Here is a 25,636-nt window from a genome sequence, read left to right as displayed (position 1 = left end):
GACGCCACGGTTCGTGGCGACAAGGTCTGGTAGGCCGACAAGGGCAATTTGTGGGGCTGCTACCGTAGCCGATTATGGAGCTCAATATTGGCCGCGTCGTGAAGTCGCACGGCGTGAAGGGTGAGGTAGCAGTCGAGCTCCTCGCCGACGAGTCTGAAGACCACATTGTTGTCGGCGAGGTGCTCACCGGCCGCCAGGCTGGCAAGGAACAGCACTTGACTGTGAAGACGGTTCGGCCTCATCAGAAGCGCCTCCTCGTCAGTTTTGAGGAGGTGCCAGACCGCACCGCTGCGGACAGTCTGCGTGGCATGAAGTTTTTTGCAGAACCTCTGGAGCGCGACGAGGATTCCGACGAGTACTACAACCACGAACTCATCGGGTTGAAGGTCCGCCATGACGGCGATGAAGTTGGCGCTGTTACTGGCGTGATGGATGCGCCGAATCGCAAGATTCTGGAGATCGACTATCACGGCAAGGAAGTCCTCGTGCCCTTCGTTATGGAGTTTGTGCCGGATATTGACCTCGCTGATGGCTACCTGGTGATTACCCCGCCGGAGGGACTGCTTGATGTCTAACCCGAAGCCGGTGCTTCGCCTCGATGTCGTCACCATTTTCCCGGAGTACTTGGACCCGTTGCGCCACGCGCTGCTGGGCAAGGCGATTGAGCAGGGCATCCTCAACGTCGGTGTGCATGACCTGCGTGATTGGGCGACGGGTAACCACAAGTCGGTAGACGCGCCCCCTCTGGGCGGTGGTCCTGGCATGGTGATGAAGCCGGAAGTGTGGGGGCCGGCGCTCGACGATATCGCTGCGGGACGCACAGGCACGGAGCTGGACTCGGCGGCCAAGCACCGGAATGACAAGTTGCGTCACGACGATGTCGCAAACGTTGCACCACGCCCTTACGAATCCCCAGTGGCAGGCGATGACGCCTCAAAGCCGCTGTTGCTCGTTCCCACTCCGGCAGGTAAACCATTTACGCAGGCGGATGCCCGTGCCTGGTCGCGCGAGGAACACATTGTGTTCGCTTGCGGGCGCTACGAGGGAATCGACCAGCGTGTCTTCGAGGATGCGAAGCAGCGCTACCGGGTGCGTGAGGTGTCCATTGGTGACTATGTACTCATTGGTGGCGAGGTCGCCGTACTGGTCATCGCGGAGGCAGTCACCCGGTTGATCCCCGGAGTGCTTGGCAACACTGAAAGCCACGAGGAGGACAGCTTCTCGGATGGGTTGCTTGAGGGCCCGAGTTATACAAAACACGAGTATGGCGGGGGATCGAGGCTCCGGAGGTGCTTACCTCTGGCGACCACAAGAAGGTTGAAGCGTGGCGCCGTGAGCAGTCGCTGAAACGCACCCGTGCCGTCAGGCCCGAATTGCTCGAACAGGTGGAGCTCAGTGAAGAGGACCGGTTCATGCTGGATTCGCGTGAGGTTGTGTCGGTGTTCGAGGTGGGCGGACAGCGGGTCGTCGCAAAGCAACTGCGACGGGCGCTGAAACAGGCAGGCTACCGCGCGGAGACGATCGAGCGGAACGAAACGACGCTTACGGTAAAAGGGCGAACCGCGCTGTCGCTGGAGGATGCGACGCAAGCGGTTGCGGATGCGTTGCCGAAGGGCACGCAGTGGAGCGGGTACACGGCAGGGTAATGCCTGCTGAGGTGGTGAAAATCACCCCACAATAATTTAAAGGTCAGATCATTGTTCGCTTAGAGTTGGGTGTGTTACACGCGTTGCAAAACGAAAGGACACCCATGCTCGCGTCAGTGCTCGACCCCACCTCGGGGCTCGCAATTGTCCTTCAAATCGCCATCATTCTTGGTGCCCTGCTGCTCGGCACACGGTACGGGGGCCTTGGGCTCGGTCTGATCTCTGGCATCGGCCTTATGCTCATGGTCTTCGTCTTCGGTCTGGAGCCGGGCGAACCACCGGTGGGCGTTATGCTCACCATCATCGCAGTCATCGGCTGTGCGGCGACCCTCCAACAATCGCGCGGATTGGAGGTGATGATGCAGCAAGCCGAGAAGCTCCTTCGCGCCCACCCCGAACGGATCACCCTGCTGGCTCCGGTGACCACATGGTTCCTCACCGTGCTGTGCGGTACCGGCCACGTGGTGTACACCATGTTCCCGATTATCGAGGACATTGCGGTGAAGAAAGGGATTCGCCCAGAGCGTCCTATGGCGGTGGCTTCCACTTCTGCGCAGATGGGTATTACAGCCTCGCCGGTGTCGGTGGCCACTGTGTCGCTTGCGTCGATTTTGGCGGAACACGCCGGTGTCATCGATAAGGCGTACTCGATCCCGCAGATTCTTATGGTTGCCATTCCGGCTTCGCTTTCCGGCGTGATCTTGGCCGCGCTGTGGTCGCTGCGTCGTGGCAAGGACCTGGACAAAGACCCGGCGTTCCAGGAGCGCATGCAGGACCCGGCGTTTGCAGAGTCCATCAACCAGTCCAGCCACTCGCTTCTGGACGAAGTCTTTCCAAAGTCCGCCCGCAACGCGGTGTGGGTCTTTCTTGCCGCGATCGCGTTCGTGGTTGTTCTCGGCGCGTTTGAGGGCCTGCGTCCCACGTTCGACGACGGCGATGGTGGCATGAAGCCCCTGTCGATGAACCTCGCCATCCAGATGGTGATGCTCTTTGCTGGTGCGATCATCTTGCTGTTCTGCAAGGTGGATCACAAGAAGATTGCTTCGACCCCGGTGTTCAAGGCGGGCATGACCGCGGTGTTCTCCGTATTTGGCGTGGCCTGGATGGCGGATACGTTTTTCGCGGCGCACATTGACCAGTTGGAGGACAGCCTCGGCTCGGTTGTGGAGGCTGCCCCGTGGGCGTACGCCATCGTGTTGCTGATTGTGTCCAAGTTGGTGAACTCCCAGGCTGCGGCGCTGGTCGCCATCGCCCCGATCGGGCTTGCCTTGGGCATCGACCCGAAGGTCATTGTCGGCTTCTACGGCGCGGCGTATGGCTACTGGATCCTGCCCACCTACCCGTCCGACCTGGCTTGCATCGGCTTCGACCGCACTGGCACCACCCGAATTGGCAAGTTCGTGATCAACCACTCGTTCCTGATTCCGGGTGCGATCTCGGTGTTCACTTCGTGCGTGGTGGGCTCGATTCTGGCGCAGGTGCTGCTGTAAAGCTCCCGTGAGTACGGCGCGACTAAGATCGCCCGAATGACATCAATCGCAGTCACCATCGCGAACGAACTCAACATTCGGGAATCTCAGGTCGAGCAGGCGCTGAAACTGCTCGCCGAGGGCAACACCGTGCCGTTCATTTCCCGCTACCGCAAGGAAGCCACCGGTGGGCTCGACGACGGGCAGTTGCGCCACATTGAGGAGCGCAACATCTACCTCGTCGAGCTCGCTGAGCGCAAGACCGCGGTGCTCGAAAGTATTGAGGAGCAGGGCAAACTTACCGACGATCTCAAACGCGAGATTCTCGCAGCCGATACGAAGGCGCGCGTTGAGGACCTGTACTTGCCCTACAAGAAGCGTCGCAAGACTAAGGCGGATATCGCCCGCGAGGCGGGTCTTGAGGATTTGACGCAATTGCTTATCGACGACCCCACCGCCACCCCCGAAACCCTCGCCGAGAGGTACCTCTCCGAAGGCTTCCCGGATGCCAAGGCTGCACTCGACGGTGCTCGTTCGATTTTGGTGGACCGGTTCGCCACCGACGCCGACCTTGTTGGAGCCGTGCGCGACCGCGTGTACGAGCAGGGCACCATGCGCTCCTCGGTTGTTGAGGGCAAGGAGCAGGAAGGCGCGAAGTTCGCGGACTACTTCGATTTCTCGGAGCCGTTCGACAAACTGCCCAGCCACCGCATTCTGGCGTTGCTGCGTGGTGAGAACGAGGGCGTGCTCACGCTCAACCTCGACCCGGGAGACGAGGCCGTCTTTGAGGGCATGATCGCGGATCGTTTTGATCTGCCGGTGAAGGATTCCGCGTGGTTGGCCAAGGCGGTGCAGTGGGGTTGGCGCACGAAACTGCAGGTGTCGGCCAACCTGGATACCCGCATGCGGTTGAAGGAAAAGGCCGAGGAGGGCGCGCTGCAGGTGTTCAAGACCAACCTGCGCGACGTGCTGCTCGCCGCCCCCGCAGGTCAGCGCGCAACGCTCGCGCTTGACCCGGGCTATCGCAACGGTGTGAAGTGCGCGGTTGTGGACGGCACCGGCAAGGTGCTGGCCACGACAATCGTCTACCCGCACCAGCCGCAGAACCGTTGGGACGCGTCGCGCGCCGAGTTAGCGTCGCTGGCTGCCCAGCACGGAGTCGAGCTCATCGCTATTGGCAACGGCACCGCTTCGCGCGAATCGGAAAAGCTCGCCGGCGAGGTAGCGGACCTCATCGCACAGGCTGGCGGCAAGCGCCCGACTCCGGTGGTTGTGTCCGAATCAGGCGCGTCGGTCTATTCGGCAAGCCCGATCGCAGCCGAAGAGTTCCCAGACATGGATGTCTCGCTGCGCTCCGCAGTGTCCATTGCGCGCCGCCTGCAGGACCCTTTGGCGGAACTGGTCAAGGTTGACCCGAAGTCGATCGGCGTAGGCCAGTACCAGCACGACGTGAATCAAACGGCGCTCGCACAGACGTTGGACGCTGTGGTGGAGGATGCGGTGAACTCAGTTGGCGTGGACGTCAATACCGCTTCGGCACCGCTGCTTGAGCGTGTCGCTGGTCTGTCCGGCACGGTGGCGAAGAACATCGTGGCGTACCGCGACGAGCACGGCAGTTTTGCTACCCGCAAGGAGTTGGGCAAGGTTCCGCGTCTGGGGCCGAAGGCATTCGAGCAGGCCGCTGGCTTCCTGCGTATCCAGGGCGGGACGAACCCGCTCGATGGCTCAGCGGTACACCCGGAGGCTTACCCGGTGGTGGAGCGCGTCGCCCAGGCGACGGGTCTGAACACCGAGCAACTCATTGGCAACACGGCGGTACTCACCAAACTCAAGCCGGCGGATTTCGCTGACGACACCTTCGGTGTGCCTACCGTGACCGACATTCTCGCCGAGCTGGACAAGCCGGGGCGCGACCCGCGCCCTGAGTTTAAAACTGCGGAGTTCAAGGAAGGCGTCAACGAGGTCAAGGATCTCAAGCCCGGCATGATCCTCGAGGGAACCGTGACCAATGTTGCGGCTTTTGGCGCGTTCGTGGATGTGGGTGTGCACCAGGATGGTCTGGTTCACGTCTCCGCGATGAGCCACAAGTTTGTCTCTGACCCGCACGAGGTGGTGCGCTCCGGCGAGGTGGTCAAGGTCAAGGTGATGGATGTGGATGTCGCTCGCAACCGCATCGGGTTGAGCCTGCGGCTTGACGACGAGCCCGGCCAGCCCGGCCAGCCCGGCCAGACCACCAGCCAGAAACAGCGCAGTGGCCAGAACCGTGGCCAGAACCGTGGCGGTCAGAAGCAGCGCCAGGGGCGAAACCAGAACCGGGGCGGTGATCGTCGTCAAGCATCTGGCTCGATGGCGGACGCGCTCAAGCGTGCCGGATTTGGGAAGTGACCGGGCAGTATGTAGAATGCTGCAGGTTGTTGTAATCGACACGAACCGGCCGAGCGCCCTGATTAGGGAAGTGCCGCCAGGGTCCTCTGTCCGAAAACGAAAAGGATTGCTTTCATGAGCAACGGCATTATTGATCTGGTTGACGCAGGCCAGCTCCGTGACGATATCCCGGACTTCCGCCCGGGCGATACCCTCGACGTTCACGTTAAGGTTATCGAGGGTTCTGTGACCCGTACTCAGGTGTTCACTGGCTTCGTTGTGCGTCGCCAGGGCAGCGGTATCCGCGAGACCTTCACCGTCCGCAAGGTTTCCTTCGGCATCGGCGTTGAGCGTACCTTCCCGGTGCACTCCCCGAACCTGGAGAAGATTGAGGTCGTCCGCAAGGGTGACGTCCGTCGTGCGAAGCTGTACTACATGCGCGATCTGCGCGGTAAGGCTGCTCGTATTAAGGAGCGTCGCTAGTTTTAGCCGCACCACGTGCCCCGTCCGAGTTTCTCGGGCGGGGCACGTTGCGTTCTCAGGGTGTCGGGGTGCGGTGCTAACCTATCCGGCGTGACCAACGCGAATGTGCCCGCCAACGGGCAGCCCCAGACCCCTAAGCCGCACAACCCGTACGCTGCCGAGGATGCATCGTATGAGGTGAACGCTGCAGACCGCCCTACAAACGGCGCTGCAAATGGCGCTGACAGCAGCGACGAGAAGCAGAACCTTCCCTGGTACGTCGAGATCCCGGTGGTAGTTGTGCTCACGTTGGTGATCATGTTCGTGCTGCAAACGTTTATCGGCCGGCTGTATGTCATTCCGTCGGCGTCGATGGAGCCAACGCTGCACGGCGAGGACGGTTCGGGCGACCGCATCTTTGTAGAGAAGGTCAGCTATTACTTCTCGGACCCTGAGCCGGGTGATGTCATCGTGTTCGCCGGTACGGATTCGTGGAACACGGGTTTTTCCTCCAACCGTTCTTCGAACCCTGCGATTCGTGGGCTGCAGGAGGTGGGTTCCTGGGTTGGTTTGGTGCCCAAGGATGAAAACACGTTGGTCAAGCGCATCATCGCTACCGGCGGACAGACTGTCTCGTGTCAGGCGGGCGACCCGGCGGTCATGGTTGATGGTAAGCCGATCGATCAGTCGTACATCTTGCAGCCGAACTTCTACCCGGTGGATGAGGAGACCGGTTCGGATGCGTGTGGTGGTCCGTACTTCGGCCCGGTGACGGTGCCGGAAGGTCACTACTTCATGATGGGCGATAACCGCACCAACTCGCTGGACTCTCGCTACCACTTGGGGGATCAGTTCCAGGGAACTATTCCGGAGGAGAATATCCGCGGCAAGGTGCAGGCGGTTGTCTTCCCGCTGAACCGCCTTCAGGGTGTGTCGGACCCGGACATTCAGCAGTAGGGTAGTGCGCCGTCTTAAGCAGTTACGCACCTACGAGGTCGCGTTGGGCAAGGCCGGGCTGGGGCCGGTGGCGGGGGTCGATGAGGCTGGCCGGGGTGCGTGCTTTGGCCCTGTAACCATCGCTGCGTGCGTCTTGCCCATCAAGCCGATTGCTGCGCTTGAGGGGTTGACGGATTCGAAGAAACTCTCGGCGAAAAAGCGCGAGTTGCTTTTCGACGAAATCCGCAACGTCGCCGTCTCCTACCACGTCATTCATATCCCCGCGGCAGAGATTGATCGGCGCGGGATCCAACACGCCAACCTTGATGGGGCCCGGCGCGCCGTCGCAGGCTTGGATGTCGATCCGGGTTACGTGCTCGTGGACGCGTTTCGTGTGCCGGGGCTTCGCGCACCGCAACTGCCAGTTGTCGGCGGTGACTACACCGCGCGTTGTATCGCTGCGGCGAGTGTGCTGGCAAAGGTGAGCCGCGACAGGCTCGTTGTGGAGATGGCTCGGGACTATCCGCAGTACGGGTTGGAGGGCCACAAGGGCTATTCAACAAAGGTGCATATGGATGCGGTGCGCCGCCACGGGGCGAGCCCGGAACATCGTTATAGTTATGCGAACGTCAGGGACGCTGACAGGTTTCACACTGAGCTAAGGGGTCATGTATGAGCGCCGAGGATCTTGACAACTACGAGGCAGAAGTTGAGCTGTCCCTGTACCGCGAGTACCGCGACGTGGCGAGCCAGTTCTCCTACGTTGTGGAGACGGACCGCCGCTTCTACCTGGCTAATGCGGTGAAGCTGATTCCGCACACGGAGGGTGGCGACGTCTACTACGAGGTCCTCATGTCGGATGCGTGGGTGTGGGACATGTACCGTGCGGTGCGCTTTGTGCGTTACGTGCGTGTGATCACCTACAAGGACGTCAACATTGAAGAGTTGGATAAACCTGAGCTGACATTCCCGGAGTAGGGAACCGGGGCGTGCATTTGCCCGTCTAATAGGCACCAGATGTTTTGGTCCTAAAAGACAATAAGGGGGAATGTATGCACGCCAGGTATGCGGCCCAACAGGAGTTGGGCGTATTGGGGGAACGTGCTGCGGCTCGCTGGTACGCGGAGCAAGGGTATACCGTCCTTGGTCAGCGAGAACGCGTTGCTGCGGGGGAGATTGACGCAGTCGTTGAAGACGAAGACGGCACGATTGTGTTCGTCGAGGTGAAGTCGCGCAGGGGTGGCGCGTTCGGTGCCGCGGAGGCGGTCACTGCGAAGAAGTTGCGCACGATGCGTCGTTGCGCTGCGCAGTGGATGCGAGAGCATCCTGCGTTGGGGGTTCGCGCTATCCGTTTCGACGTCGTGGAGTGCGTCACCGATGGCGATGATTTCGTCCTTCGTCGTTACTTGGGGGTGGAAGATGCCGCTTGCTAGCACGATCAGCGCAACAGTTGAGGGCATCACGGCTCGGCTTGTCACTGTGGAGGCCAACGTCGGCCCGGGTCTTCCGGGGATCCACATGGTGGGGTTGGGCGATGCGGCGGTGAAAGAGTCGCGCGACCGGATTCGCACTGCGATCTCCAACTCGCAGCTTCCTTGGCCACGTACGAAGATCATGGTGTCGTTGTCGCCGGCGCATTTGCCGAAGACGGGCTCGCACTTCGACTTACCGATTGCAGCTGCCGTCTTGGGCAGTTTGGATCCGCGGGTGCAGCGCAGACTAGAGAGCACAATGCTGCTCGGAGAGCTGGCGTTGGATGGTTCGTTGCGCCGAGTGGACGGCGTGTTGCCGATGCTGATTGCAATGCTTCACGACGACTCCACCACCGGACCCGACATCGTCGTCGTTCCACGAGAGAACGCCGCAGAAGCCTCACTGCTCGGCATGAAGAACATCCTTGTGGCAGATTCGCTGGCGCAGGTGTGGCAGTGGCTCATCGGGGAGACAACGCTGGATACCGTCGGCGAGCCGGAGGTCCAACACGCTGCAGCGGTCGCGGACTTCAGTGACATCGCCGGAATGACTGTGGAGCGCGAGGCCCTCGAGGTCGCCGCAGCCGGTGGGCACCACGTGATGATGATCGGCCCGCCTGGCTCCGGCAAGTCGATGCTGGCAGAGCGGCTGCCTTCTATCTTGCCGCCGCTGAACATCGAGGAGATGGTGGAAGTCACGGCGCTGCACTCGGCTGCGGGAATTTCCAGTGGCGGCATTGTGTCCAACCGGCCGTTTATCGCCCCACATCCGTCGTTGACCAGGGCGGCGCTCATCGGCGGCGGTTCAGGAGTGCCTCGCCCCGGGGTGGTCAGCCAGGCCCACCATGGGGTGCTGTTCCTCGACGAAGCCTCGGAGATTTCTGCGCACGTTCTCGACGCGCTTCGGATCCCGCTAGAAAAGCGTGAGGTGCGCCTGACGCGCTCGCGCCGGGAAGTTGTCTACCCGGCTGATACGCAAATCGTTCTGGCTGCGAACCCGTGTGCGTGCCAGCGGGTCAACGGCAATTGCACGTGTCGGGTGGCTGAGCGGGCCCGGCACTTATCCAACGTTTCCGGCCCGTTGCTCGACCGGCTGGATGTGTTCATCCAGACCTCAGCGGATTCCACGGTGGTTACCCCGGGTGACGCGGAGTCGTCGGCAGTCATCGCCGAGCGTGTCATGCAGGCGCGCGAGCGTGCCCAAGAGCGCTGGTCGCAGGCTGGTATCGACGAGTCCGTCAACGCTCGCGTTGCCCCAACTTTGATCCGCAAGCAATTTCCCGCGGACGAAGCAGCGATGGCCTACCTGTCCTCGCTGCTGCGCACCGGAAGTATCACGCAGCGTGGCGTGGATCGGAGCCTGAAGGTGGCGTGGACGCTTGCGGATCTGGAAGGCGTGGCGCAACCGGATATCGACCATGTGGCTCGCGCCGTCGATATGCGCACCGCACCAGAGGAGGTGGCGGCATGAGGAATGTAAGTTCGCCAGAATCCTGGGCGTATCTCAGCCGTGTTGTCGAGGGACCCTCGATCCACATTCAGGAGTTCATTGCCAACGGGCGAAGCGCAGACGAGATTGCCCACGGTGTGCGCACACGCGCGAGTTGGATCGGTGCCCTAGGGCCGCAGACACAGAACCGCTACACGTGGGACCAGCCAGAAAAGGACCTCGCGCGCGCCAGGGCCGCCGGATATACGTTGCTGACCCCCGATTCGCCAGGCTGGCCTGGAGAGAACATCAAGCCGACCTATCACGTGAAGTATCCGGATGACGGCCGAAAACTTTCCCTGAACGAAGACGCGGTTGCGCCACACGCGCTGTGGGTAAAAGGTGAAGCAGACCTTGCGAAGCTACTTGCACAGTCGGTCGGCGTTGTCGGTACACGAACAGCAACGCAGTATGGACGTCACGCTACCGATGACCTTGTGCGGGGTTTGGCAAAACACCAGTACACGATCGTCTCTGGTGGTGCACTGGGCATCGACACGATCGCACACCAGGCGGCCCTCGACTGCGGCGCACCCACCATCGTGGTCGCTGCCTGCGGGCCGGGGTACGTCTACCCGCTGAGCAACGAGCCACTCTTCGATCGGGTTGTGCGCGCCGGGGGAGCCATTGTCACCGAGTACCCACCCGGCACGACCCCGGACCGGCACAGGTTCCTCACCCGTAACCGTCTCGTAGCAGGGCTGACCCAGGGCACCCTGCTGGTGGAAGCGGCGTTTCGCTCAGGTGCGTTAAACACGCTGAAGTGGGCCAATGCAATGAATAAACAAACGATGGCAGTGCCGGGCCCCATTACTGCAACGGAGTCGCTCGGCACGAACCTCGCCATTCAGAACAAGCAGGCGGCGATGGTGCTCAACGCCGACCAGATTCACGAGCACATCGTGCATACGGGGGATTTCGATGCGGGCGAGCAGATGGAAATGAAGTACCCGCCGACATTGACGCAGCAACTCAGCCACAACGAACTACGCATTTACGACGCACTGCCACGAGCAGGCGAAGGATCGCGAACGGCTGAAGAGATCGCGGCAGACGCTGGCCTTTCCATCGGACTGGCGGTGCATATCCTGATGGATCTCGCTAAACGGGGAGTGGTGCAGCGCGAGCGGAAGGAATGGTCCCGCACCGAGTGAATAACCAAGTGAATATTGGTTAGCGAGTAAACTCCTGCGACATGAGTGAAAGCGTAGGGCAAGTGCAGGCTGCTGTCGACGACTTCGCCGACTACGCCTCGCTTGTCCTCGGGCGCTCCCCGAACACAGTGAAGGGATACGCCTCCGATCTGGCAACACTGCACGGGTACGCAGACACCTTCGACGCGTTCACCCTGGAGGCGCTTCGCACCTGGCTGGCCGACGCACTGACCGCCGGGCGCAGCCGAGCCACCCTTGCGCGCCGTACCGCAGCCGCGCGCGCATTCTCTACCTGGGCGTACCGCCAGGGCTACATCGACCACGACGCAGCAGCCCGCCTCAAAGCACCAAAAGTGAATCGCGCGCTGCCAAACGTCGTGCGAGGAGAGCGTGCCACAGAACTCGTCGAGGCGGATACCGCCGACGACGCCCACCCCGCCGAACACCTCCGTGACCGAGCCATGCTCGAGCTGCTCTACGCCACCGGCATGCGTGTTGGCGAACTCACCGGTCTCAACCTCGCCGACATTGACCTGGCTCGCGGGCTTGCCCGCGTGACCGGCAAAGGCAACAAACAACGCGTGGTCCCATTCGGGCGCGAAGCAACACTGGCGCTCAACGAGTGGCTCGAGTTCGGGCGCTCCGAACTGGCCAATGGCAAAGCAGAGGATGCGGTATTCGTCGGATCCCGTGGCGGGCGCATCGACCAACGCCAAGTGCGCCGCGTTGTCGAGCGCGCCGGGCAACGTGCCGGTGTCAGCGACATCAGTCCGCACACCCTTCGCCACACGGCCGCGACGCACATGCTCGAAGGCGGAGCGGATCTGCGTGTTGTGCAGGAAATGCTTGGGCACTCAAGCCTGCAAACCACGCAAATCTACACGCACGTCTCGGCGCAGCGGCTCAAAAACGTCTACGACCAGGCGCATCCACGGGCTTAAGTCGTATTCTCGGTGGCTCCAGCAGTGTGAGCGGATCGATGTACTTGTCAGGTCCTGTAAGCGCACCCCAGTGCAGTCCGTCGTGTTCGCCAGCAAAGTGGCTTGTGGCGCGCGCAAGTCTGCCAATGATGTGGCCTTCCGTAACGTTGTCGCCAGCCTTGAGGTCTGAGCGCACTGGCTGGTAGGTCGTGCGAATGCCCCCTGGGTGGTCAATCGAGATAACAGGAGTGCCCGCGACAGTGCCGACGAACGCCACAACCCCGTCGCCCGCAGCGAGCACAGGCGCGTTGAGCTTCAAAGGCAGATCCACGCCACGGTGGCCAGGCTTCCAATTTTCCTCCGGGATTGACGCAGGACGGGATACCGCGCGGGGATACGGTGTGCCTGCCGCGGGATCGACCCAGGCAAGGGCGGTGGCGGGGGAGCACCACAGTAGGGCTCCGAGCAGGATGGTGGCTGTGGTGGTGCGTGGCGTCGTCGATAGGCAATGCATGCTCTCAAAGGACCATTGCGGCGCGGAAAAAACCAGGGTTCGCGCAAAATCTGTGGATAACGGGAGTGGTTAGTGTGACTCTAGGGGAAGTTATCCACAACGTCGCAGATGAGTTTAGGTTTTTAGGGCTCATGCGGGTAAGGTTGCCGGGGCAGTTTGTGCAGCACCGTAGAGCGCCGCATAAATTGACTACGCGCGCCGAACAATGGCTGCTCAGCAACGGTCCCTCTCACAGGGGTGCGGGGCAGGCACGGTGCCAGGGTGAGGGATAAAAACCCGCACGTGAGACTTATAAGTAACCGAACTACTTTCTCCGAAGGAGACATTCCCATGGCAGTTGTAACCATGCGTGAACTCCTCGACGCAGGTGTCCACTTTGGTCACCAGACGCGTCGCTGGAACCCGAAGATGCGTCGCTTCATCTTCACGGAGCGCAACGGCATCTACATCATCGACCTGCAGCAGACGCTGACCTACATCGATGAGGCATACGAGTTTGTCAAGGAAACCGTCGCACACGGCGGCACCATCCTGTTCGTCGGCACCAAGAAGCAGGCACAGGAACCGATCCAGGAAGAGGCGCAGCGCGTCGGCATGCCGTACGTCACGCACCGCTGGCTGGGTGGCATGCTCACCAACTTCCAGACCGTATCCAAGCGTATCGGTCGCATGAAGGAACTTCAGGCGATGGACGCAGCCGAGGACGGCTACGCAGGTCGCGGCAAGAAGGAAATCCTCATGCTGACCCGCGAGCGCGTGAAGCTCGAGCGTGTCCTGGGTGGCATCTCCGAGATGACCAAGGCTCCGTCCGCTCTGTGGATCGTGGACACCAACAAGGAGCACATCGCCGTCAACGAGGCGCAGAAGCTCCGCATCCCGGTCGTCGCTGTTCTGGACACGAACTGCGACCCGGATGTTGTCGATTTCCCGATCCCGGGCAACGACGACGCCATCGGCGCTGTCAAGCTGCTCACCCACGTCGTGGGCGAGGCTGTCATCGCTGGTAAGCAGCAGCGCGAAGAGCGTCAGCTCGCAGCTGCACGTGACGCTGCAGGCGACACCGACGCGAAGCGTCAGGCTGAGGCAGCCGAGGCTGCTGCACAGGCCGCCGCTTCCGACGAGGTTTCCGCAGCCGATGCTGCTAAGGCCGCTGTTGCTGCAGAGACCGCTGCTCCGCAGGAAGTTGCAGAGGTCGAGCAGCCGGCAGCCGTCCGCGCTGCTGAGCAGGCTGAGGGCAAGGACGCCTAAGTCTCAAGGACACTGCAAGTCCGCAACCCAGGCGTAAGCCGCCTGGCTTCGGCCAGGATTCACGCACACCCCGCGTTCCGCTCACGTCCGCCGATTACCGGCCGGGACGCGGCGGACCGGGGTGTTCGTATTTTCCACACGTGGCAAGTCATGCCGCCGGCCAGATCGTCGGCTACGCTTGAAACGGTTGAATACCTTTACGTAAAACTTTCACGAGGAGGATCGCCCAATATGGCGAACTACACTGCTGCTGACGTCAAGAAGCTCCGCGAGATCACCGGCTCCGGCATGCTCGACTGTAAGAAGGCACTCGAGGAAACCGACGGCGACTTCGACAAGGCCGTTGAGAACCTCCGCATCAAGGGTGCGAAGGACGTGGGCAAGCGCGCTGAGCGCAACGCCCTCGAGGGCCTCGTTGCTGTTTCCGGCAACACCATCGTGGAGATCAACTCCGAGACCGACTTCGTGGCGAAGAACCAGGAGTTCAAGGACATCGCCAGCCAGATCGCTGAGGCTGCTGCTGCAGTGAAGGCGAACTCCCAGGAGGAGCTGGCAAAGGCCGACGTTAACGGTGAGACCGCACACGAGGTGCTGGAGCGCCTCTCCGCAAAGATCGGCGAGAAGCTCGAGCTGCGTCGCGCTGCCACCATCGAAGGCGACAACATTGCCAAGTACCTGCACCAGAAGGCTGCTGACCTTCCGCCGGCAGTTGGCGTACTCGTTGCCTACAACGGTGACAACGCTGAGGCTGCACACCAGGTGGCTCTGCAGATCGCTGCAATGAAGGCTCGTTACCTCAACAAGGAGGCTGTCCCGGCCGACGTTGTTGAGAAGGAGCGTGCGGTTCAGGAAGAGATCACCCGCAACGAGGGCAAGCCGGAAGCTGCCATCGAGAAGATCGTCGAGGGCCGCATGGGTGGCTTCTTCAAGGACGTCGTCCTGCTCGACCAGCCGTCCCTGGCTGACTCCAAGAAGACCGTGAAGCAGTTCGCTGACGAGAACGGCATCGAGATCACCGACTTCGTCCGCTTCGAGGTCGGCCAGGCATAAGCCAGGCGAGAGGTTTCATAGCCTCACACGCGGTGCAACCCCGTACTGTCTGTCCCGATTAGGGGGACGGGTGGTGCGGGGTTGTCGTCGTTAAGCAAGCAGTTCTGAACTCAACGCGTTGCGTGGCTAAGATCGGTTCCGAACATTTTGCAATTGGCTGATCCGCGCAAAGGAGCGTTTTCGGTGACTGACCTCAACCCCAACCGCACAGGTTTCAAGCGAGTCATGCTGAAGCTGGGGGGTGAGATGTTCGGCGGCGGCAAGGTTGGCATCGACCCCGACGTAGTCGAGTCCGTCGCCCGCCAGATCGCAGATGTCGCGCGCTCCGGCACCGAGGTCGCTGTCGTGATCGGTGGCGGCAACTTCTTCCGCGGCGCTCAGCTGCAGCAGCGCGGCATGGACCGTGCGCGCTCGGACTACATGGGCATGCTCGGCACTGTCATGAACTGCCTTGCGCTGCAGGACTTCTTGCAGCAGATGGGCATCGATTGCCGCGTCCAAACTTCGATCAACATGGCGCAGATTGCAGAGCCGTACCTGCCACTGCGTGCAGCACGCCACCTGGAGAAGGGCCGCGTGGTCATCTTCGGTGCGGGTATGGGTATGCCGTACTTCTCCACGGACACCACGGCCGCGCAGCGTGCGCTGGAGATCGGCTGCGAGGTGCTGCTCATGGCTAAGGGTGTGGACGGTGTCTACGACTCCGACCCGCGCGAGAACCCCGATGCGAAGCTCTACTCCGAGATTTCCCCTCGCGAGGTCATTGAACTTGGCCTCAAGGTTGCGGATGCCACCGCATTTAGTCTCTGTATGGACAACAACATGCCGATCCTGGTGTTTAATCTGCTCAAGGAAGGAAACATCGCCCGCGCGGTTGGCGGCGAGCAGGTAGGTACGCTAGTCGCCTAACAGCGTCTCAATATGCTGCGCCACCGTGAGCAGTTCCGGCCCGGTGAGCGTAAGGCTGCCAAGGTGCACCCCGCCGAGTGCAATCGCAGGGGTGCCGAGCATGTTGTACAGCGAGCACCACGGTGACCATTCGGTTTGCGCGTGGAAGCTCGCTTCTGGCGTGAGAGAGGGGAAATAGCCGATCCGGGGTGGTGCGAATGCGAGCGTGGGGGAGAGCACTACATCGACGTCCCATTGGGAGGCGATGAGGTGAGGCAAATCCCGGCGGTGTTGCTCGGCGGCGTCAAGGTCGCTGTTGGTCAGCTTGTGGGATTGCTCGACGAGCCAGCCGATGTATCCGCTGTCGAGCGGATCCGTCAGGTTGAAACTCGCGGTGATTGTGGTCGTGAAGTGGGCGTAGGTTTCCAGCGATTCGCGATACGGCTTGAGCTGCACCACTTCAAAGTCGAGAGCACTCGCAAGCTTTTCGACGAGCGCACCTCGCCGATCCTCCACATCCGGCCGCGCGAAGATACCGTCGGTAAGCACACCGATTCGGAGCCGCTTGCCTTTGATGCGGCGGTGCCAACCCCACAACGTGAATTGATCCGCGACGTCTTGGGTGAGAAACCCATGTGCGGCGATACCTTTGCTTGCGGGTTTGAAGCCGACGATCTCGCACGCTGCAGCTGGCACGCGTATGGATCCGCCGGCATCGGTGCCGTGTGCGGCGCGAACGGTGCCGTCGGCCACCACAACTGCGGCGCCAGTAGAAGAGCCACCTGGGGTGCAGCCGGGGTAGGCCGGCGACTCGAGCACGGGAACGTCAGGGCGCTCTGCGTAGCAGGTCGCGCCCAGCTCCGAGGTCAGCGTCTTGCCGTGGATGGCGACGCCCTGCGCCAAAAGATTGGAGATAAACGGATCGGTTGCTGTTGCGGTGTAGGCGCGTGCAGGGCTGCCGTGGGTAGTGGTCATGCCAGCAACGTCGGTGCCGTCTTTGACCGGAATCTGCCAACCAGCCAGACGTCCAACGTTTGGGCGCGGCCGCGTGTGTGTGCTTGGGGGCAACGTGAACGCGGGATGCAGCATGGCGCCAGTGTAGGTGCCAGTCGCGCTGGTAGGTTAGTAGGGACGCCGAATAGAGAAAAGGTAGGGTTTTCCCCATGATTGATGACGTTTTGCTGGATGCCGAAGAGCGCATGACCGCCTCTGTTGAGCACGCTCGTGACGAGTTGGCCACGATTCGTACCGGACGTGCGAACCCGGCGATGTTCAACGGTGTGATGGCTGACTTCTACGGTGCACCGACGCCGATTAACCAGATGGCGACGATTTCCGTGCCGGAGCCGCGCATGCTGCTGATCAAGCCGTACGACATGTCCACCATGGGTGAGATCGAGAACGCAATCCGTAACTCTGATCTCGGTGTGAACCCGACGGATGACGGCCAGGTCATCCGTGTGTCTATCCCGCAGCTCACCGAGGAACGCCGCCGTGACCTGGTCAAGCAGGCGAAGCAGAAGGGCGAGGACGGCAAGATTGCCATCCGTAATATCCGTCGCCAGGGCATGGAAGCGCTGAAGAAGATTCAGAAAGACGGCGACGCTGGTGAGGATGAGGTCGTAACCGCCGAGAAGGCGCTGGACAAGACCACCCAGTCCTACGTTGCTCAGGTCGATGAGATCGTTCAGCGTAAGGAAGCCGAACTGCTGGAGGTCTAGCGTGCCTGCTGCTGATCAGGAGGAGCGCGCCACGCCGAGCCGCTGGACGGTGCATGCGCCGAAGCCGAAGAACAACCCGGGGCGTGATCTGCCGACCGCCATTACGACCGGTGTTGTGCTCGGCGCGATTGTCATTGCCGCCGTATGGGTGGGGCCCAAAGCCTGGTACCCACTTGTCGCCGTCGCTGTAGCAGGAGCGATGTGGGAGGTGATGACCCGGCTGCGGGAAGCTGGTTACCAGCAGCCGCGCACACTGCTGATCATCATGGCCCAACTCATGCTGTGGTCCTCCGTGCCGTATGGCACTACAGGGCTCGTGGCGGGTTTTGCCTTCACCGTTCTCGTTGTCATGTTCTGGGGGATGTTCCACCAGGGCAGGAACAAGCGACCAGAGAACTACCTGCGCGACACGGCAGTGAGTCTGTTCGTGCTTGCGTGGATTCCGCTGTTTGGCACGTTCGCCGCAATGATTTCCTTGATTAGCCAAGGTGGGGTGGATGGTTCCGCCTACATTGTGGCGTTCATGCTGTGCGTTGTTGCCAGTGATGTGGGTGGTTTTGCTGCAGGCGTGATGTTTGGCTCGCACCCGATGGCGCCGGCAATTAGCCCGAACAAGTCCTGGGAAGGCTTCGCTGGGTCGATCGTTGCCGGAAGTATTACCGGCATCTTGGTGGTCACGCTGCTCATTCACGGCCCGTGGTGGATGGGCGTTGTGCTCGGCATCGCTTTAGTGATTTGCGCAACGATGGGAGATTTGGTGGAAAGCCAGTTCAAGCGTGAACTGGGCATCAAAGACATGTCCAACCTGCTGCCAGGGCATGGTGGCATCATGGATCGACTTGACGGGATGCTTCCCGCAGCAGCGGCGACCTACATCTTGCTCACGACCATCACGCTTATGAGCGCCTAAGCACAGACCTAGTAATTCGAAAACATTCGTGCGACATGCAAAGATGGGGCGCACTATGAGTGATTTTCCCGAGATCAAACTGCTCGCCCCAAAGCGTGGCATGCCGCCAAAGCACTTCGCTGATCTGTCGGCACAGGAGCGAATCGACGCGTTGAAGGAACTCGGGCTGCCGAAGTTCCGTGCTGATCAGATCGCGCGTCACTATTACGGCAAGTTTGAGGCAGATCCGCTGACGATGACGGATCTGCCCGAGAACCAGCGTCAGCTTGTCAAGGACGCACTTTTTCCCACGTTGTTGACCCCCGTGCGCACCGTGGAGACCGACAACGGTGATACCACGAAGACGCTGTGGCGTCTGCACGATGGCATCTTGCTGGAGTCGGTGCTGATGCGTTACCCAGGTCGCGCGACGTTGTGCATCTCCTCGCAGGCTGGCTGCGGCATGGCATGCCCGTTCTGTGCGACCGGTCAGGGTGGCCTGGACCGTAACCTGTCCACCGCGGAGATCGTGGACCAGGTGCGCGCTGCGGCCGCAATGATGGAGGCAGAAGGCTCCCGCCTATCCAACATTGTGTTTATGGGGATGGGGGAGCCACTGGCTAACTACAAGCGTGTGGTCTCTGCTGTTCGCCAGATTACGCAGCCGTCGCCTGCTGGCTTCGGCATCTCCCAGCGCAACGTGACGGTATCCACTGTCGGACTTGCACCGCAGATTCGTATGCTCGCGGATGAAGGGCTGTCCTGCACACTCGCAGTGAGTCTGCACACACCGGACGATGAATTGCGCGACGAGTTGGTCCCGATCAACAACCGCTTCGAGGTAGCCGAAGTGCTTGATGCGGCCCGCTACTACGCGGACCAGACGGGGCGCCGTGTCTCCATTGAGTACGCCTTGATTCGCGACATGAACGATCAGAACTTCCGCGCTGACATGTTGGGCAAGAAGCTTCACAGCGCGTTGGGTTCGCTGGTGCACGTCAATCTCATTCCGCTCAACCCGACACCGGGATCGAAGTGGGATGCGTCGCCGAAGGATCGGCAGGACGAGTTCGTCCGCCGTGTGATCGCCCAAGGCGTGCCTTGCACGGTGCGCGACACCAAGGGCCAGGAGATCGCGGCTGCCTGCGGGCAGTTGGCAGCCGACGAAAAAACTGGCTAGTCCGCTCAGGCAGACGGCATGAAAATACCGCCGCACCTTCGTTGGAAGGTGCGGCGGTATTTCGTCGAAAAGAATTTAGAGGGCGTGCTTGCCGGTCTTGGACTCGACCTCGATGACCTCTACGTTTTCGCGTGCCTGTGCCGGTGCGGCGTTGCGCAGGTGTGCAACACGGCTCGGCTCGATGTTGAGGGCGCGCAGCTGGCTATCGGTCAGCGACTCGTAGACATCGCCGGAGAGGGTGGCCTGGTCGTAGGTCCAGTCACGCTCCACGTAGCCGACCGGCTTGTTGTGTGACGTCACGGTACGCACCTGGTTGAGCTTCGGCTTGGTAGCCAGAAGGATCAGGGCGAGAGCAATGAGGACGGCCAGTGCGATGAGCCAAATGGTCTCAACGTGGCCCTGGTGGTTGCCAAAGTTGTAGGCGACGAGGAACGCGACGGAAATCCAACCTGCCAGCTGGATAGCGCGGTCGCTCAGCGCACTCCAACCAAATTTGGCGGACGGGACGTCAGCCTCGGATACACCGTTGTACACCTGGGGTGCGCTTTCCTTTGCGTGGGCCACTGCAACGCTCCTTGTTAACACGGGATCGATCGCAAACACGATCACCTGGAAATGATGAAACTATCGCTGCCCATCATCGCACACAGAGCGCGAAAAAGGTGACAATAGCCCCCAATGTGTTCAAACTTTCGCACCACCTCGGGGGTTTAATCCTGTTCAAGTGCCGAAATGAATCAAAACGTGTCACAATGGTTGCGTGCGAAACGTTGTAATTTTAGGTTCGACCGGTTCCATTGGCTCACAGGCTGTGGAGGTGATCCGCGAAAACCGCGACAAGTTCAACATTGTCGGGATTGCCATTGGTGGCGCCAATCCTAAGAGTGCCATTGAGCAGGCGCAGGAGTTTGGCCTGAGCGCCGACCAGATTGCCGTGCGCAATATTGAGGGTGCGAAGGAAGTCTCCCGTGCGCTTGGTGGTTACGTGATCACTGGCGAGAACTCCGCTGCTGCGCTCGTTGAGTCGCAGGAGGCCGACGTGGTGCTCAACGCACTCGTTGGTGCCTCGGGCCTGCCGGCAACCATGGCTGCGCTGCGCTCGGATGCGACACTTGCGTTGGCTAACAAAGAATCGCTTGTGGCTGGTGGCCGTATCGTGCTCGATGCTGCAAAGCCGGGTCAGATTGTTCCGGTTGATTCGGAGCACTCGGCAATGGCGCAGTGCATGCGCGGCACTCGCCGTAGCGAAATCGCTCGCCTTGTTCTTACCGCATCGGGTGGTCCGTTCCGTGGCTGGGAGCGCGAGGGTCTCATGGAGGTGACCACGGAAGAAGCCGTGGTACACCCGACCTGGTCGATGGGAACGATGAACACCATTAACTCTTCGACTCTGGTGAACAAGGGCCTTGAGCTGATTGAGGCGGCCATGTTGTTCGACATGGATCCGGACAAGATCGACGTCACGATTCACCCGCAGTCCGTGATTCACTCGTTGGTCACGTTTACGGACGGTGCAACGCTTGCGCAGGCTTCGCCGCCGTCGATGAAGCTGCCTATCGCGCACGCGCTGGATTGGCCGAACCGTGTGCCGGATGTGCAGGAGCCGTTGGACTTCTCGCAGGCATTCTCGTGGGAGTTTGAGCCGCTGGACAACGAGGTGTTCCCTGCTGTGCGTCTGGCCCGTGAGGTGACCAAGAAGGGTGATCCGTACCCGGCTATTTACAACGCTGCTAACGAAGCAGCGGTAGAGGCGTTCTTCGCGGGTCGCATTAAGTTCCCGGAGATCGTGGACATTATCGGGGAGGTCCTGGACGAGGCCGACGAGTTCGCCGCAGTCCCGAGCGATGTGTTTGATGTGATGCGGGTTGAATCCCGTACGCGTGAGCGAGTCGCCGCGGCGATTGCGCGCATTGAGCGTTAGACCCTTGAGGTGCGGGCGGTGTGCCCGCACCTCTTCGCTGTGTGTGCTGTGGGGTGACGCGCGATGAGTGTGTTGGGGATTGTGCTTTTCGCGCTTGCAATCACTGCTTCGATTGCGCTGCACGAAGCAGGCCACATGTTCACTGCGTGTGCGTTTGGCATGCGAGTGCGCCGGTTTTTCGTCGGTTTCGGGCCAACGTTGTGGTCGGTGAAACGGGGCGGCACAGAGTATGGGGTTGCTGCGCTGCCGTTCGGTGGGTTCTGTGACATTGCCGGGATGACGGCGATGGATCCGGTCACCGAGGAGGAAGCGCCACACGCGATGGTGAAAAAGCCTGCGTCGCAGCGTATTGCGGTGCTCTCCGGCGGGATCGTGATGAACATCTTGATCGGCGTCGTGATCATTTTTGGGGTTGCTGTCTCATCAGGTATCCGGAACCCGTACGCGGATTTCACCCCGAAGGTGGGCCAGGTCGTCTGTGTTGCCGACCAGGTGGATGAGAAAACTCTGGCGGAGTGCAGCGGGCCTGGTCCTGCGGGCCAAGCGGGTGTTCGCATCGGCGACACTTTGGTGGCGGTCGACGACGAACCAATCGAGACATTCGCGGACCTGCGTACTTATGTTGCGCAGCGTCCGGGGGAGACGGTCGCGCTTGAGGTGGAGCGCGGTGGGTCGTCGCAAAGCATTGATGTCCCCGTGGCGCGGGTCGAGCGCATCGATCCTTCGACGGGCGAGCGTATCGACGTCGGCGCGGTGGGCATCGCCGCAGCTCCGGTCAAGGATGCGGTAAAGCAATTCGGGCCTGTCGAGGCGGTGCCGGCGACGGCCAAGTTCACCGGTCAGATGCTTCGAGCATCTGTTGACGGGTTGATGGCGTTTCCGGGGAAGATCCCGGGGGTTGTCGCGTCGATCTTTGGCGGGGAGCGCGACATTGAGGGCCCCATCAGTGTGATTGGGGCCTCGCGCACCGGCGGTGAGCTGGTGGAACGCGACCAGTGGCCGGCGTTTTGGATGATGCTGGCCAGCCTGAACTTCTTTCTGGCGTTGTTTAATCTCGTGCCGCTTCCACCGCTTGATGGTGGGCATATTGCGGTGGTGATTTACGAGAAGATTCGCAATGCTTTGCGACGACTCCGTGGCCTGCCACCAGCCGGCCCGGCAAACTACGAGAAGCTGATGCCACTGACCTATTTCATGGCGGCGCTGCTGCTTGTTGTCGGTGTGTTGGTGATGGCGGCAGACGTGGTCAACCCCGTCAATCTTTTTGGGTGACGGTGCTAGAGTTATCCACCATGAGTACCCCCATCGGATTAGGCATCCCTGAAGGTCCGGCACCCACCCTGGCCCCACGTCGTAAGACCCGCCAACTGATGGTTGGAGGTGTCGGTGTTGGCTCCGATCACCCGATCACGGTGCAGTCGATGACCACGACGAAGACGCACGACATCAACGCCACCTTGCAGCAGATTGCGCAGTTGACCACGGCTGGCTGCGACATTGTGCGTGTCGCATGCCCGAAGACGGTCGATGCGGAAGCGTTGCCAGCAATTGCTGCAAAGTCGCCGATCCCGGTGATCGCCGATATTCACTTCCAGCCGAAGTACATCTTCGCTGCAATCGACGCCGGTTGCGCAGCTGTGCGTGTGAACCCGGGCAACATCAAGGAGTTCGACGGCCGCGTCAAGGAGGTTGCGAAGGCAGCCGGTGACGCAGGCATCCCGATCCGTATCGGCGTCAACGGTGGCTCGCTGGATAAGCGTCTGCTGGAGAAGTACGGCAAGGCCACGCCAGAAGCGCTGGTGGAGTCCGCGATCTACGAGGCTGGCTTGTTCGAAGAGTACGGCTACGGCGATATTGCGATTTCCGTAAAGCACTCGGACCCGGTGCTGATGGTCGAGGCGTACCGCCAGTTGGCAGAGAAGACGGATTACCCGTTGCACCTCGGTGTGACGGAAGCTGGTCCGAAGTTCATGGGCACGATTAAGTCGTCCGTCGCCTTCGGTGCCCTGTTGTCGCAGGGTATCGGCGACACGATTCGTGTGTCGCTTTCCGCTGATCCGGTGGAAGAGATCAAGGTCGGTGACCAGATTCTGCAGTCGATGAACTTGCGTCCGCGCAAGTTAGAGATCGTTTCCTGCCCGTCCTGTGGTCGCGCCCAGGTGGACGTGTACAAGTTGGCCGAGGAGGTCACCGCTGGCCTGGATGGCATGGAGTTCCCGCTGCGTGTGGCCGTCATGGGCTGTGTTGTCAACGGTCCGGGCGAGGCACGCGACGCTGACCTTGGTGTAGCTTCCGGTAACGGTAAGGGCCAGATCTTTGTCAAGGGCGAGGTTGTGGAGACCGTGCCGGAGTCGAAGATTGTGGAAACGCTGATTGCTCACGCGCTGCGTATTGCTGAGGAGCAGGGCCTCGAGGAGGTCGCTGGCGCCAAGGCTGAGGTCAAGGTCACCCGCTAGTATGCGTCGTGTCGTCGCAGTTGTTGCCGGGGTGGTGCTTGCGTCGTCGATAAGCGCATGCACCCCGCGCCCCAATGATGCTGAGCCAGCAGCGAGTGCGTTTTTGGAGGCGCTGGAGCGTCGCGACGTCGAGTCGTCTGCGATTGACAATCCGACGTCCGCGGCTGATTCCACGAACGCGACCTGGGATGGTTTGCAGGCAGAAGACGTCACGGCGACGCTGAAAGATGTGCGCCAGGAGGAGAATCTAGCCACCGCGACGTACGAGTTGGCGTGGCAATTGCCGCGTGACCGTGAGTTGAAGTACGACGCGCAGATGACGCTGACACAATCTGGCGAGAAGTGGACTGTGCGCTGGCAGCCGTCGGTGTTGCACCCGCGTCTGGGTGCGCACCAGCATTTGGAGCTGCGCGCGATCGCTCCCGCACAGGCGAGTGTCGTGTCCTCTGATGGGGTGGAGTTGTTAAAGCCCGGCATCGCGTATCGGGTGTTGGTGGATACCAACGAGATGCGCACCGCCGGTGCTGCGGCATCTGCGATCAGCGGTGCTCTCGCCCGGGCGCACGAGCAGGACCGTGGCGTGCCGCTCCGCGATGCAGACACGTTGAAGGACGAGCTCGAGCGCGCCTCCGGTGTGTATTCGGTGGCGGTGGTGCCGGCAGCAGCGCGAGATGCTGTTGAAGCAGCGCTTAGCGACGAACCCGGTGTCCGGCTCAACGAAGAAGCCGCCATGGTCAACGCAAAGCCGGGTTTCGCGCCCGACATTATGGCGCGCGTGGGCGAGTTGGTGCGCGATGATCTGGTTGGTGATTCCGGCTGGAGCGTCGACATTGTCAACGAAAATGGTGCGTCGTACGAGGAGATCACCCGTCAGGATCCCGCACCGGCGCCGGCGGTGCACATCAGCTTGGATCACCGCGTCCAGGAAGCCGCTGAGCGTGCGCTCGAACCCGTTGCCGGGCAGCAGGCCATGATTGTGGCCATCAGGCCGTCTACGGGTGGGATTCTGGCTATTGCGCAGACCCCGGCTGCGGATGCGCAAGGCAATCTGGCGACGATGGGCCAGTACCCGCCTGGCTCGACATTTAAGATCATCACCGCAGCGGCGGGGCTTGCACGGCAGGGGCTCACACCAGGTTCGCCGGTACCGTGTCCGGGCACGATGAACCTGTATGGGCGCATCGTGACCAACTACGCAGGCTTCAGCCTCGGCACCGTGCCGTTGGAAACAGCCTTTGCGCGTTCGTGCAACACCACGTTTGCGGACATGTCGACGCGCCTAGGACCAGGTGAGCTGCAGGACGTGGGCAAGCAGTTTGGTCTCGGGCTCGATATGCAGATTCCAGGGGTAGAGACAATCACTGGTTCGATCCCGGTCGGGGAGGAACCCCTCGACCGAACTGAGGCCGGCTACGGCCAGGGCCTCGACCTTGCCAGCCCGTTCGGCATGGCTCTCGTTTCTGCAACGGCCGCGCGTGGATCCTTGCCGGTGCCGTACTTGGTACAGGGTGAGGAAACGAAACTCAGCGAGGACGTGCAGCCTCTTCCGCCGGAAGCGATTGATCAGCTCCGCCAGATCATGGCTGCCGTGACCGGGCCAGGCGGTACCGCAGGCGGAATGAGTGCCGGTGGCGATATTCGCGGCAAGACCGGCGAGGCCGAAATCAACGGTGGGTCCCACTCCTGGTTCACCGGCTACCGCGTGGAAGACGACATCGCGTTTGCAACCCTGGTGGTCCTCGGCGGTGGTTCTGAAGCGGCAGTCGCGCTGACGAACACGATGCTTGCCAACTTGCCGCTGGGGTAGATCAGAAAGCTGGCTAGCTGCCGCAGGGCCAATTTGCTCGCGGTACTACC

At 61.2% G+C, this 25,636-nt stretch carries 24 protein-coding genes and 1 pseudogene; 22 read left to right on the top strand and 3 right to left on the bottom strand.

The window, feature by feature from the left end:
- Positions 1–74: 74 nt before the first annotated feature.
- The 12 genes and pseudogenes from rimM (at position 75) to HMPREF2736_RS05585 (ending at position 11,933) form a co-directional block, all read left to right on the top strand.
- Complete coding sequence (gene rimM / locus HMPREF2736_RS05640; RefSeq protein WP_070450978.1) at positions 75–575, top strand: ribosome maturation factor RimM; 501 nt, start codon at positions 75–77, stop codon at positions 573–575.
- Positions 568–1,418: pseudogene (trmD, locus tag HMPREF2736_RS05635) on the top strand (tRNA (guanosine(37)-N1)-methyltransferase TrmD); the annotation flags it as partial. The gene rimM and the pseudogene trmD, both read left to right, overlap by 8 nt.
- Before the next feature lie 332 nt (positions 1,419–1,750).
- Positions 1,751–3,136, top strand: coding sequence for an anaerobic C4-dicarboxylate transporter (locus HMPREF2736_RS05630; RefSeq protein ID WP_070829062.1), 1,386 nt, complete (start codon positions 1,751–1,753; stop codon positions 3,134–3,136).
- A gap of 36 nt (positions 3,137–3,172) precedes the next feature.
- Complete coding sequence (locus HMPREF2736_RS05625; protein WP_070829061.1) at positions 3,173–5,500, top strand: Tex family protein; 2,328 nt, start codon at positions 3,173–3,175, stop codon at positions 5,498–5,500.
- A 114-nt stretch (positions 5,501–5,614) separates the two neighbouring features.
- Positions 5,615–5,962, top strand: coding sequence for a 50S ribosomal protein L19 (rplS, locus tag HMPREF2736_RS05620; protein ID WP_070422256.1), 348 nt, complete (start codon positions 5,615–5,617; stop codon positions 5,960–5,962).
- 105 nt (positions 5,963–6,067) lie between these two features.
- Complete coding sequence (gene lepB, locus HMPREF2736_RS05615; RefSeq protein WP_371326413.1) at positions 6,068–6,898, top strand: signal peptidase I; 831 nt, start codon at positions 6,068–6,070, stop codon at positions 6,896–6,898.
- Between the two features lie 4 nt (positions 6,899–6,902).
- Positions 6,903–7,553, top strand: a complete 651-nt coding sequence (locus HMPREF2736_RS05610; RefSeq protein WP_070829060.1) for a ribonuclease HII — start codon at positions 6,903–6,905, stop codon at positions 7,551–7,553.
- The gene (locus HMPREF2736_RS05605) at positions 7,550–7,855 is read left to right on the top strand and encodes a DUF2469 domain-containing protein (protein WP_070422258.1); all 306 of its coding nucleotides are present in this window, start codon (positions 7,550–7,552) and stop codon (positions 7,853–7,855) included. Before HMPREF2736_RS05610 ends, HMPREF2736_RS05605 begins: the two co-directional genes overlap by 4 nt.
- A 74-nt stretch (positions 7,856–7,929) precedes the next feature.
- Positions 7,930–8,310, top strand: coding sequence for a YraN family protein (locus tag HMPREF2736_RS05600; protein WP_070422259.1), 381 nt, complete (start codon positions 7,930–7,932; stop codon positions 8,308–8,310).
- The gene (locus HMPREF2736_RS05595; protein ID WP_070483901.1) at positions 8,297–9,820 is read left to right on the top strand and encodes a YifB family Mg chelatase-like AAA ATPase; all 1,524 of its coding nucleotides are present in this window, start codon (positions 8,297–8,299) and stop codon (positions 9,818–9,820) included. Before HMPREF2736_RS05600 ends, HMPREF2736_RS05595 begins: the two co-directional genes overlap by 14 nt.
- A complete protein-coding gene (dprA, locus tag HMPREF2736_RS05590) occupies positions 9,817–10,992 on the top strand; it encodes a DNA-processing protein DprA (protein ID WP_070829059.1) in 1,176 nt (391 codons plus the stop codon). Before HMPREF2736_RS05595 ends, dprA begins: the two co-directional genes overlap by 4 nt.
- A 41-nt stretch (positions 10,993–11,033) precedes the next feature.
- Positions 11,034–11,933, top strand: a complete 900-nt coding sequence (locus HMPREF2736_RS05585; RefSeq protein ID WP_070829058.1) for a tyrosine recombinase XerC — start codon at positions 11,034–11,036, stop codon at positions 11,931–11,933.
- On the opposite strand, the gene HMPREF2736_RS05580 is transcribed toward HMPREF2736_RS05585, so the two are convergent.
- Complete coding sequence (locus HMPREF2736_RS05580; protein ID WP_083279399.1) at positions 11,896–12,426, bottom strand: M23 family metallopeptidase; 531 nt, start codon at positions 12,424–12,426, stop codon at positions 11,896–11,898. The two genes, HMPREF2736_RS05585 and HMPREF2736_RS05580, sit on opposite strands and share 38 nt — an antisense overlap.
- Before the next feature lie 330 nt (positions 12,427–12,756).
- Here HMPREF2736_RS05580 and rpsB point away from each other — a divergent pair, with 330 nt between their 5' ends.
- The 3 genes from rpsB (at position 12,757) to pyrH (ending at position 15,633) form a co-directional block, all read left to right on the top strand.
- Positions 12,757–13,674: a 30S ribosomal protein S2 gene (gene rpsB / locus HMPREF2736_RS05575; protein ID WP_070422264.1), complete on the top strand. Its 918-nt coding sequence runs from the start codon at positions 12,757–12,759 to the stop codon at positions 13,672–13,674.
- 231 nt (positions 13,675–13,905) lie between these two features.
- Positions 13,906–14,724: a translation elongation factor Ts gene (gene tsf, locus HMPREF2736_RS05570; protein ID WP_070450990.1), complete on the top strand. Its 819-nt coding sequence runs from the start codon at positions 13,906–13,908 to the stop codon at positions 14,722–14,724.
- A 225-nt stretch (positions 14,725–14,949) separates the two neighbouring features.
- The gene (gene pyrH, locus HMPREF2736_RS05565) at positions 14,950–15,633 is read left to right on the top strand and encodes a UMP kinase (RefSeq protein ID WP_070422390.1); all 684 of its coding nucleotides are present in this window, start codon (positions 14,950–14,952) and stop codon (positions 15,631–15,633) included.
- On the opposite strand, the gene HMPREF2736_RS05560 is transcribed toward pyrH, so the two are convergent.
- Positions 15,622–16,701: an amidase family protein gene (locus HMPREF2736_RS05560; protein WP_092100213.1), complete on the bottom strand. Its 1,080-nt coding sequence runs from the start codon at positions 16,699–16,701 to the stop codon at positions 15,622–15,624. The genes pyrH and HMPREF2736_RS05560 overlap by 12 nt on opposite strands.
- 74 nt (positions 16,702–16,775) lie before the next feature.
- Here HMPREF2736_RS05560 and frr point away from each other — a divergent pair, with 74 nt between their 5' ends.
- From frr to rlmN, 3 genes are read left to right on the top strand one after another with little or no spacing between them, the layout of a single operon-like run.
- Positions 16,776–17,333 (top strand): ribosome recycling factor, encoded by a 558-nt coding sequence (frr, locus tag HMPREF2736_RS05555; RefSeq protein ID WP_070422266.1) that lies wholly within the window; start codon positions 16,776–16,778, stop codon positions 17,331–17,333.
- Between the two features lies 1 nt (position 17,334).
- Entirely contained in the window at positions 17,335–18,243 is a 909-nt protein-coding gene (locus HMPREF2736_RS05550; protein WP_246822060.1) for a phosphatidate cytidylyltransferase, read from the top strand.
- A gap of 55 nt (positions 18,244–18,298) precedes the next feature.
- Positions 18,299–19,402, top strand: a complete 1,104-nt coding sequence (gene rlmN, locus HMPREF2736_RS05545) for a dual-specificity RNA methyltransferase RlmN (protein ID WP_070450991.1) — start codon at positions 18,299–18,301, stop codon at positions 19,400–19,402.
- Between the two features lie 75 nt (positions 19,403–19,477).
- Here rlmN and HMPREF2736_RS05540 read toward each other — a convergent pair whose 3' ends face one another.
- A complete protein-coding gene (locus HMPREF2736_RS05540; protein ID WP_083279402.1) occupies positions 19,478–19,966 on the bottom strand; it encodes a DUF2631 domain-containing protein in 489 nt (162 codons plus the stop codon).
- A 196-nt stretch (positions 19,967–20,162) separates the two neighbouring features.
- On the opposite strand from HMPREF2736_RS05540, the gene dxr reads away from it, so the two are divergent.
- The 4 genes from dxr to HMPREF2736_RS05520 all read left to right on the top strand — a co-directional run bounded on the left by dxr (position 20,163) and on the right by HMPREF2736_RS05520 (position 25,586).
- The gene (dxr, locus tag HMPREF2736_RS05535; protein ID WP_070422269.1) at positions 20,163–21,323 is read left to right on the top strand and encodes a 1-deoxy-D-xylulose-5-phosphate reductoisomerase; all 1,161 of its coding nucleotides are present in this window, start codon (positions 20,163–20,165) and stop codon (positions 21,321–21,323) included.
- A gap of 63 nt (positions 21,324–21,386) precedes the next feature.
- On the top strand, positions 21,387–22,595 hold the full coding sequence (locus HMPREF2736_RS05530) for a M50 family metallopeptidase (RefSeq protein ID WP_070829057.1): 1,209 nt from the start codon (positions 21,387–21,389) through the stop codon (positions 22,593–22,595).
- A 20-nt stretch (positions 22,596–22,615) separates the two neighbouring features.
- A complete protein-coding gene (gene ispG / locus HMPREF2736_RS05525; protein WP_070422393.1) occupies positions 22,616–23,779 on the top strand; it encodes a flavodoxin-dependent (E)-4-hydroxy-3-methylbut-2-enyl-diphosphate synthase in 1,164 nt (387 codons plus the stop codon).
- Position 23,780: 1 nt separating this feature from the next.
- Positions 23,781–25,586, top strand: coding sequence for a penicillin-binding transpeptidase domain-containing protein (locus tag HMPREF2736_RS05520; protein WP_070829056.1), 1,806 nt, complete (start codon positions 23,781–23,783; stop codon positions 25,584–25,586).
- Positions 25,587–25,636 lie beyond the last annotated feature (50 nt).

This window comes from Corynebacterium sp. HMSC036E10 (genome assembly GCF_001836265.1).
GTDB lineage: Bacteria > Actinomycetota > Actinomycetes > Mycobacteriales > Mycobacteriaceae > Corynebacterium > Corynebacterium coyleae.
Note: the sequence above shows the minus strand (reverse complement) of the source record. Positions and strands in the feature narration are given on the sequence as shown.

What these genes read in the sequence shown, in the direction of transcription:
- pyrH (WP_070422390.1), top strand. Translation starts at nt 14,950, where the DNA reads ATGCTGAAGCTGGGGGGTGAGATGTTCGGCGGCGGCAAGGTTGGCATC.
- HMPREF2736_RS05520 (WP_070829056.1), top strand. Translation starts at nt 23,781, where the DNA reads ATGCGTCGTGTCGTCGCAGTTGTTGCCGGGGTGGTGCTTGCGTCGTCG.
- rpsB (WP_070422264.1), top strand. Translation starts at nt 12,757, where the DNA reads ATGGCAGTTGTAACCATGCGTGAACTCCTCGACGCAGGTGTCCACTTT.
- rimM (WP_070450978.1), top strand. Translation starts at nt 75, where the DNA reads ATGGAGCTCAATATTGGCCGCGTCGTGAAGTCGCACGGCGTGAAGGGT.
- HMPREF2736_RS05580 (WP_083279399.1), bottom strand. Translation starts at nt 12,426, where the DNA reads ATGCATTGCCTATCGACGACGCCACGCACCACCACAGCCACCATCCTG.
- HMPREF2736_RS05585 (WP_070829058.1), top strand. Translation starts at nt 11,034, where the DNA reads ATGAGTGAAAGCGTAGGGCAAGTGCAGGCTGCTGTCGACGACTTCGCC.
- frr (WP_070422266.1), top strand. Translation starts at nt 16,776, where the DNA reads ATGATTGATGACGTTTTGCTGGATGCCGAAGAGCGCATGACCGCCTCT.
- rplS (WP_070422256.1), top strand. Translation starts at nt 5,615, where the DNA reads ATGAGCAACGGCATTATTGATCTGGTTGACGCAGGCCAGCTCCGTGAC.
- HMPREF2736_RS05625 (WP_070829061.1), top strand. Translation starts at nt 3,173, where the DNA reads ATGACATCAATCGCAGTCACCATCGCGAACGAACTCAACATTCGGGAA.
- HMPREF2736_RS05530 (WP_070829057.1), top strand. Translation starts at nt 21,387, where the DNA reads ATGAGTGTGTTGGGGATTGTGCTTTTCGCGCTTGCAATCACTGCTTCG.
- HMPREF2736_RS05600 (WP_070422259.1), top strand. Translation starts at nt 7,930, where the DNA reads ATGCACGCCAGGTATGCGGCCCAACAGGAGTTGGGCGTATTGGGGGAA.
- HMPREF2736_RS05630 (WP_070829062.1), top strand. Translation starts at nt 1,751, where the DNA reads ATGCTCGCGTCAGTGCTCGACCCCACCTCGGGGCTCGCAATTGTCCTT.
- HMPREF2736_RS05595 (WP_070483901.1), top strand. Translation starts at nt 8,297, where the DNA reads ATGCCGCTTGCTAGCACGATCAGCGCAACAGTTGAGGGCATCACGGCT.
- tsf (WP_070450990.1), top strand. Translation starts at nt 13,906, where the DNA reads ATGGCGAACTACACTGCTGCTGACGTCAAGAAGCTCCGCGAGATCACC.
- ispG (WP_070422393.1), top strand. Translation starts at nt 22,616, where the DNA reads ATGAGTACCCCCATCGGATTAGGCATCCCTGAAGGTCCGGCACCCACC.
- rlmN (WP_070450991.1), top strand. Translation starts at nt 18,299, where the DNA reads ATGAGTGATTTTCCCGAGATCAAACTGCTCGCCCCAAAGCGTGGCATG.
- HMPREF2736_RS05605 (WP_070422258.1), top strand. Translation starts at nt 7,550, where the DNA reads ATGAGCGCCGAGGATCTTGACAACTACGAGGCAGAAGTTGAGCTGTCC.
- dprA (WP_070829059.1), top strand. Translation starts at nt 9,817, where the DNA reads ATGAGGAATGTAAGTTCGCCAGAATCCTGGGCGTATCTCAGCCGTGTT.
- HMPREF2736_RS05560 (WP_092100213.1), bottom strand. Translation starts at nt 16,701, where the DNA reads ATGCTGCATCCCGCGTTCACGTTGCCCCCAAGCACACACACGCGGCCG.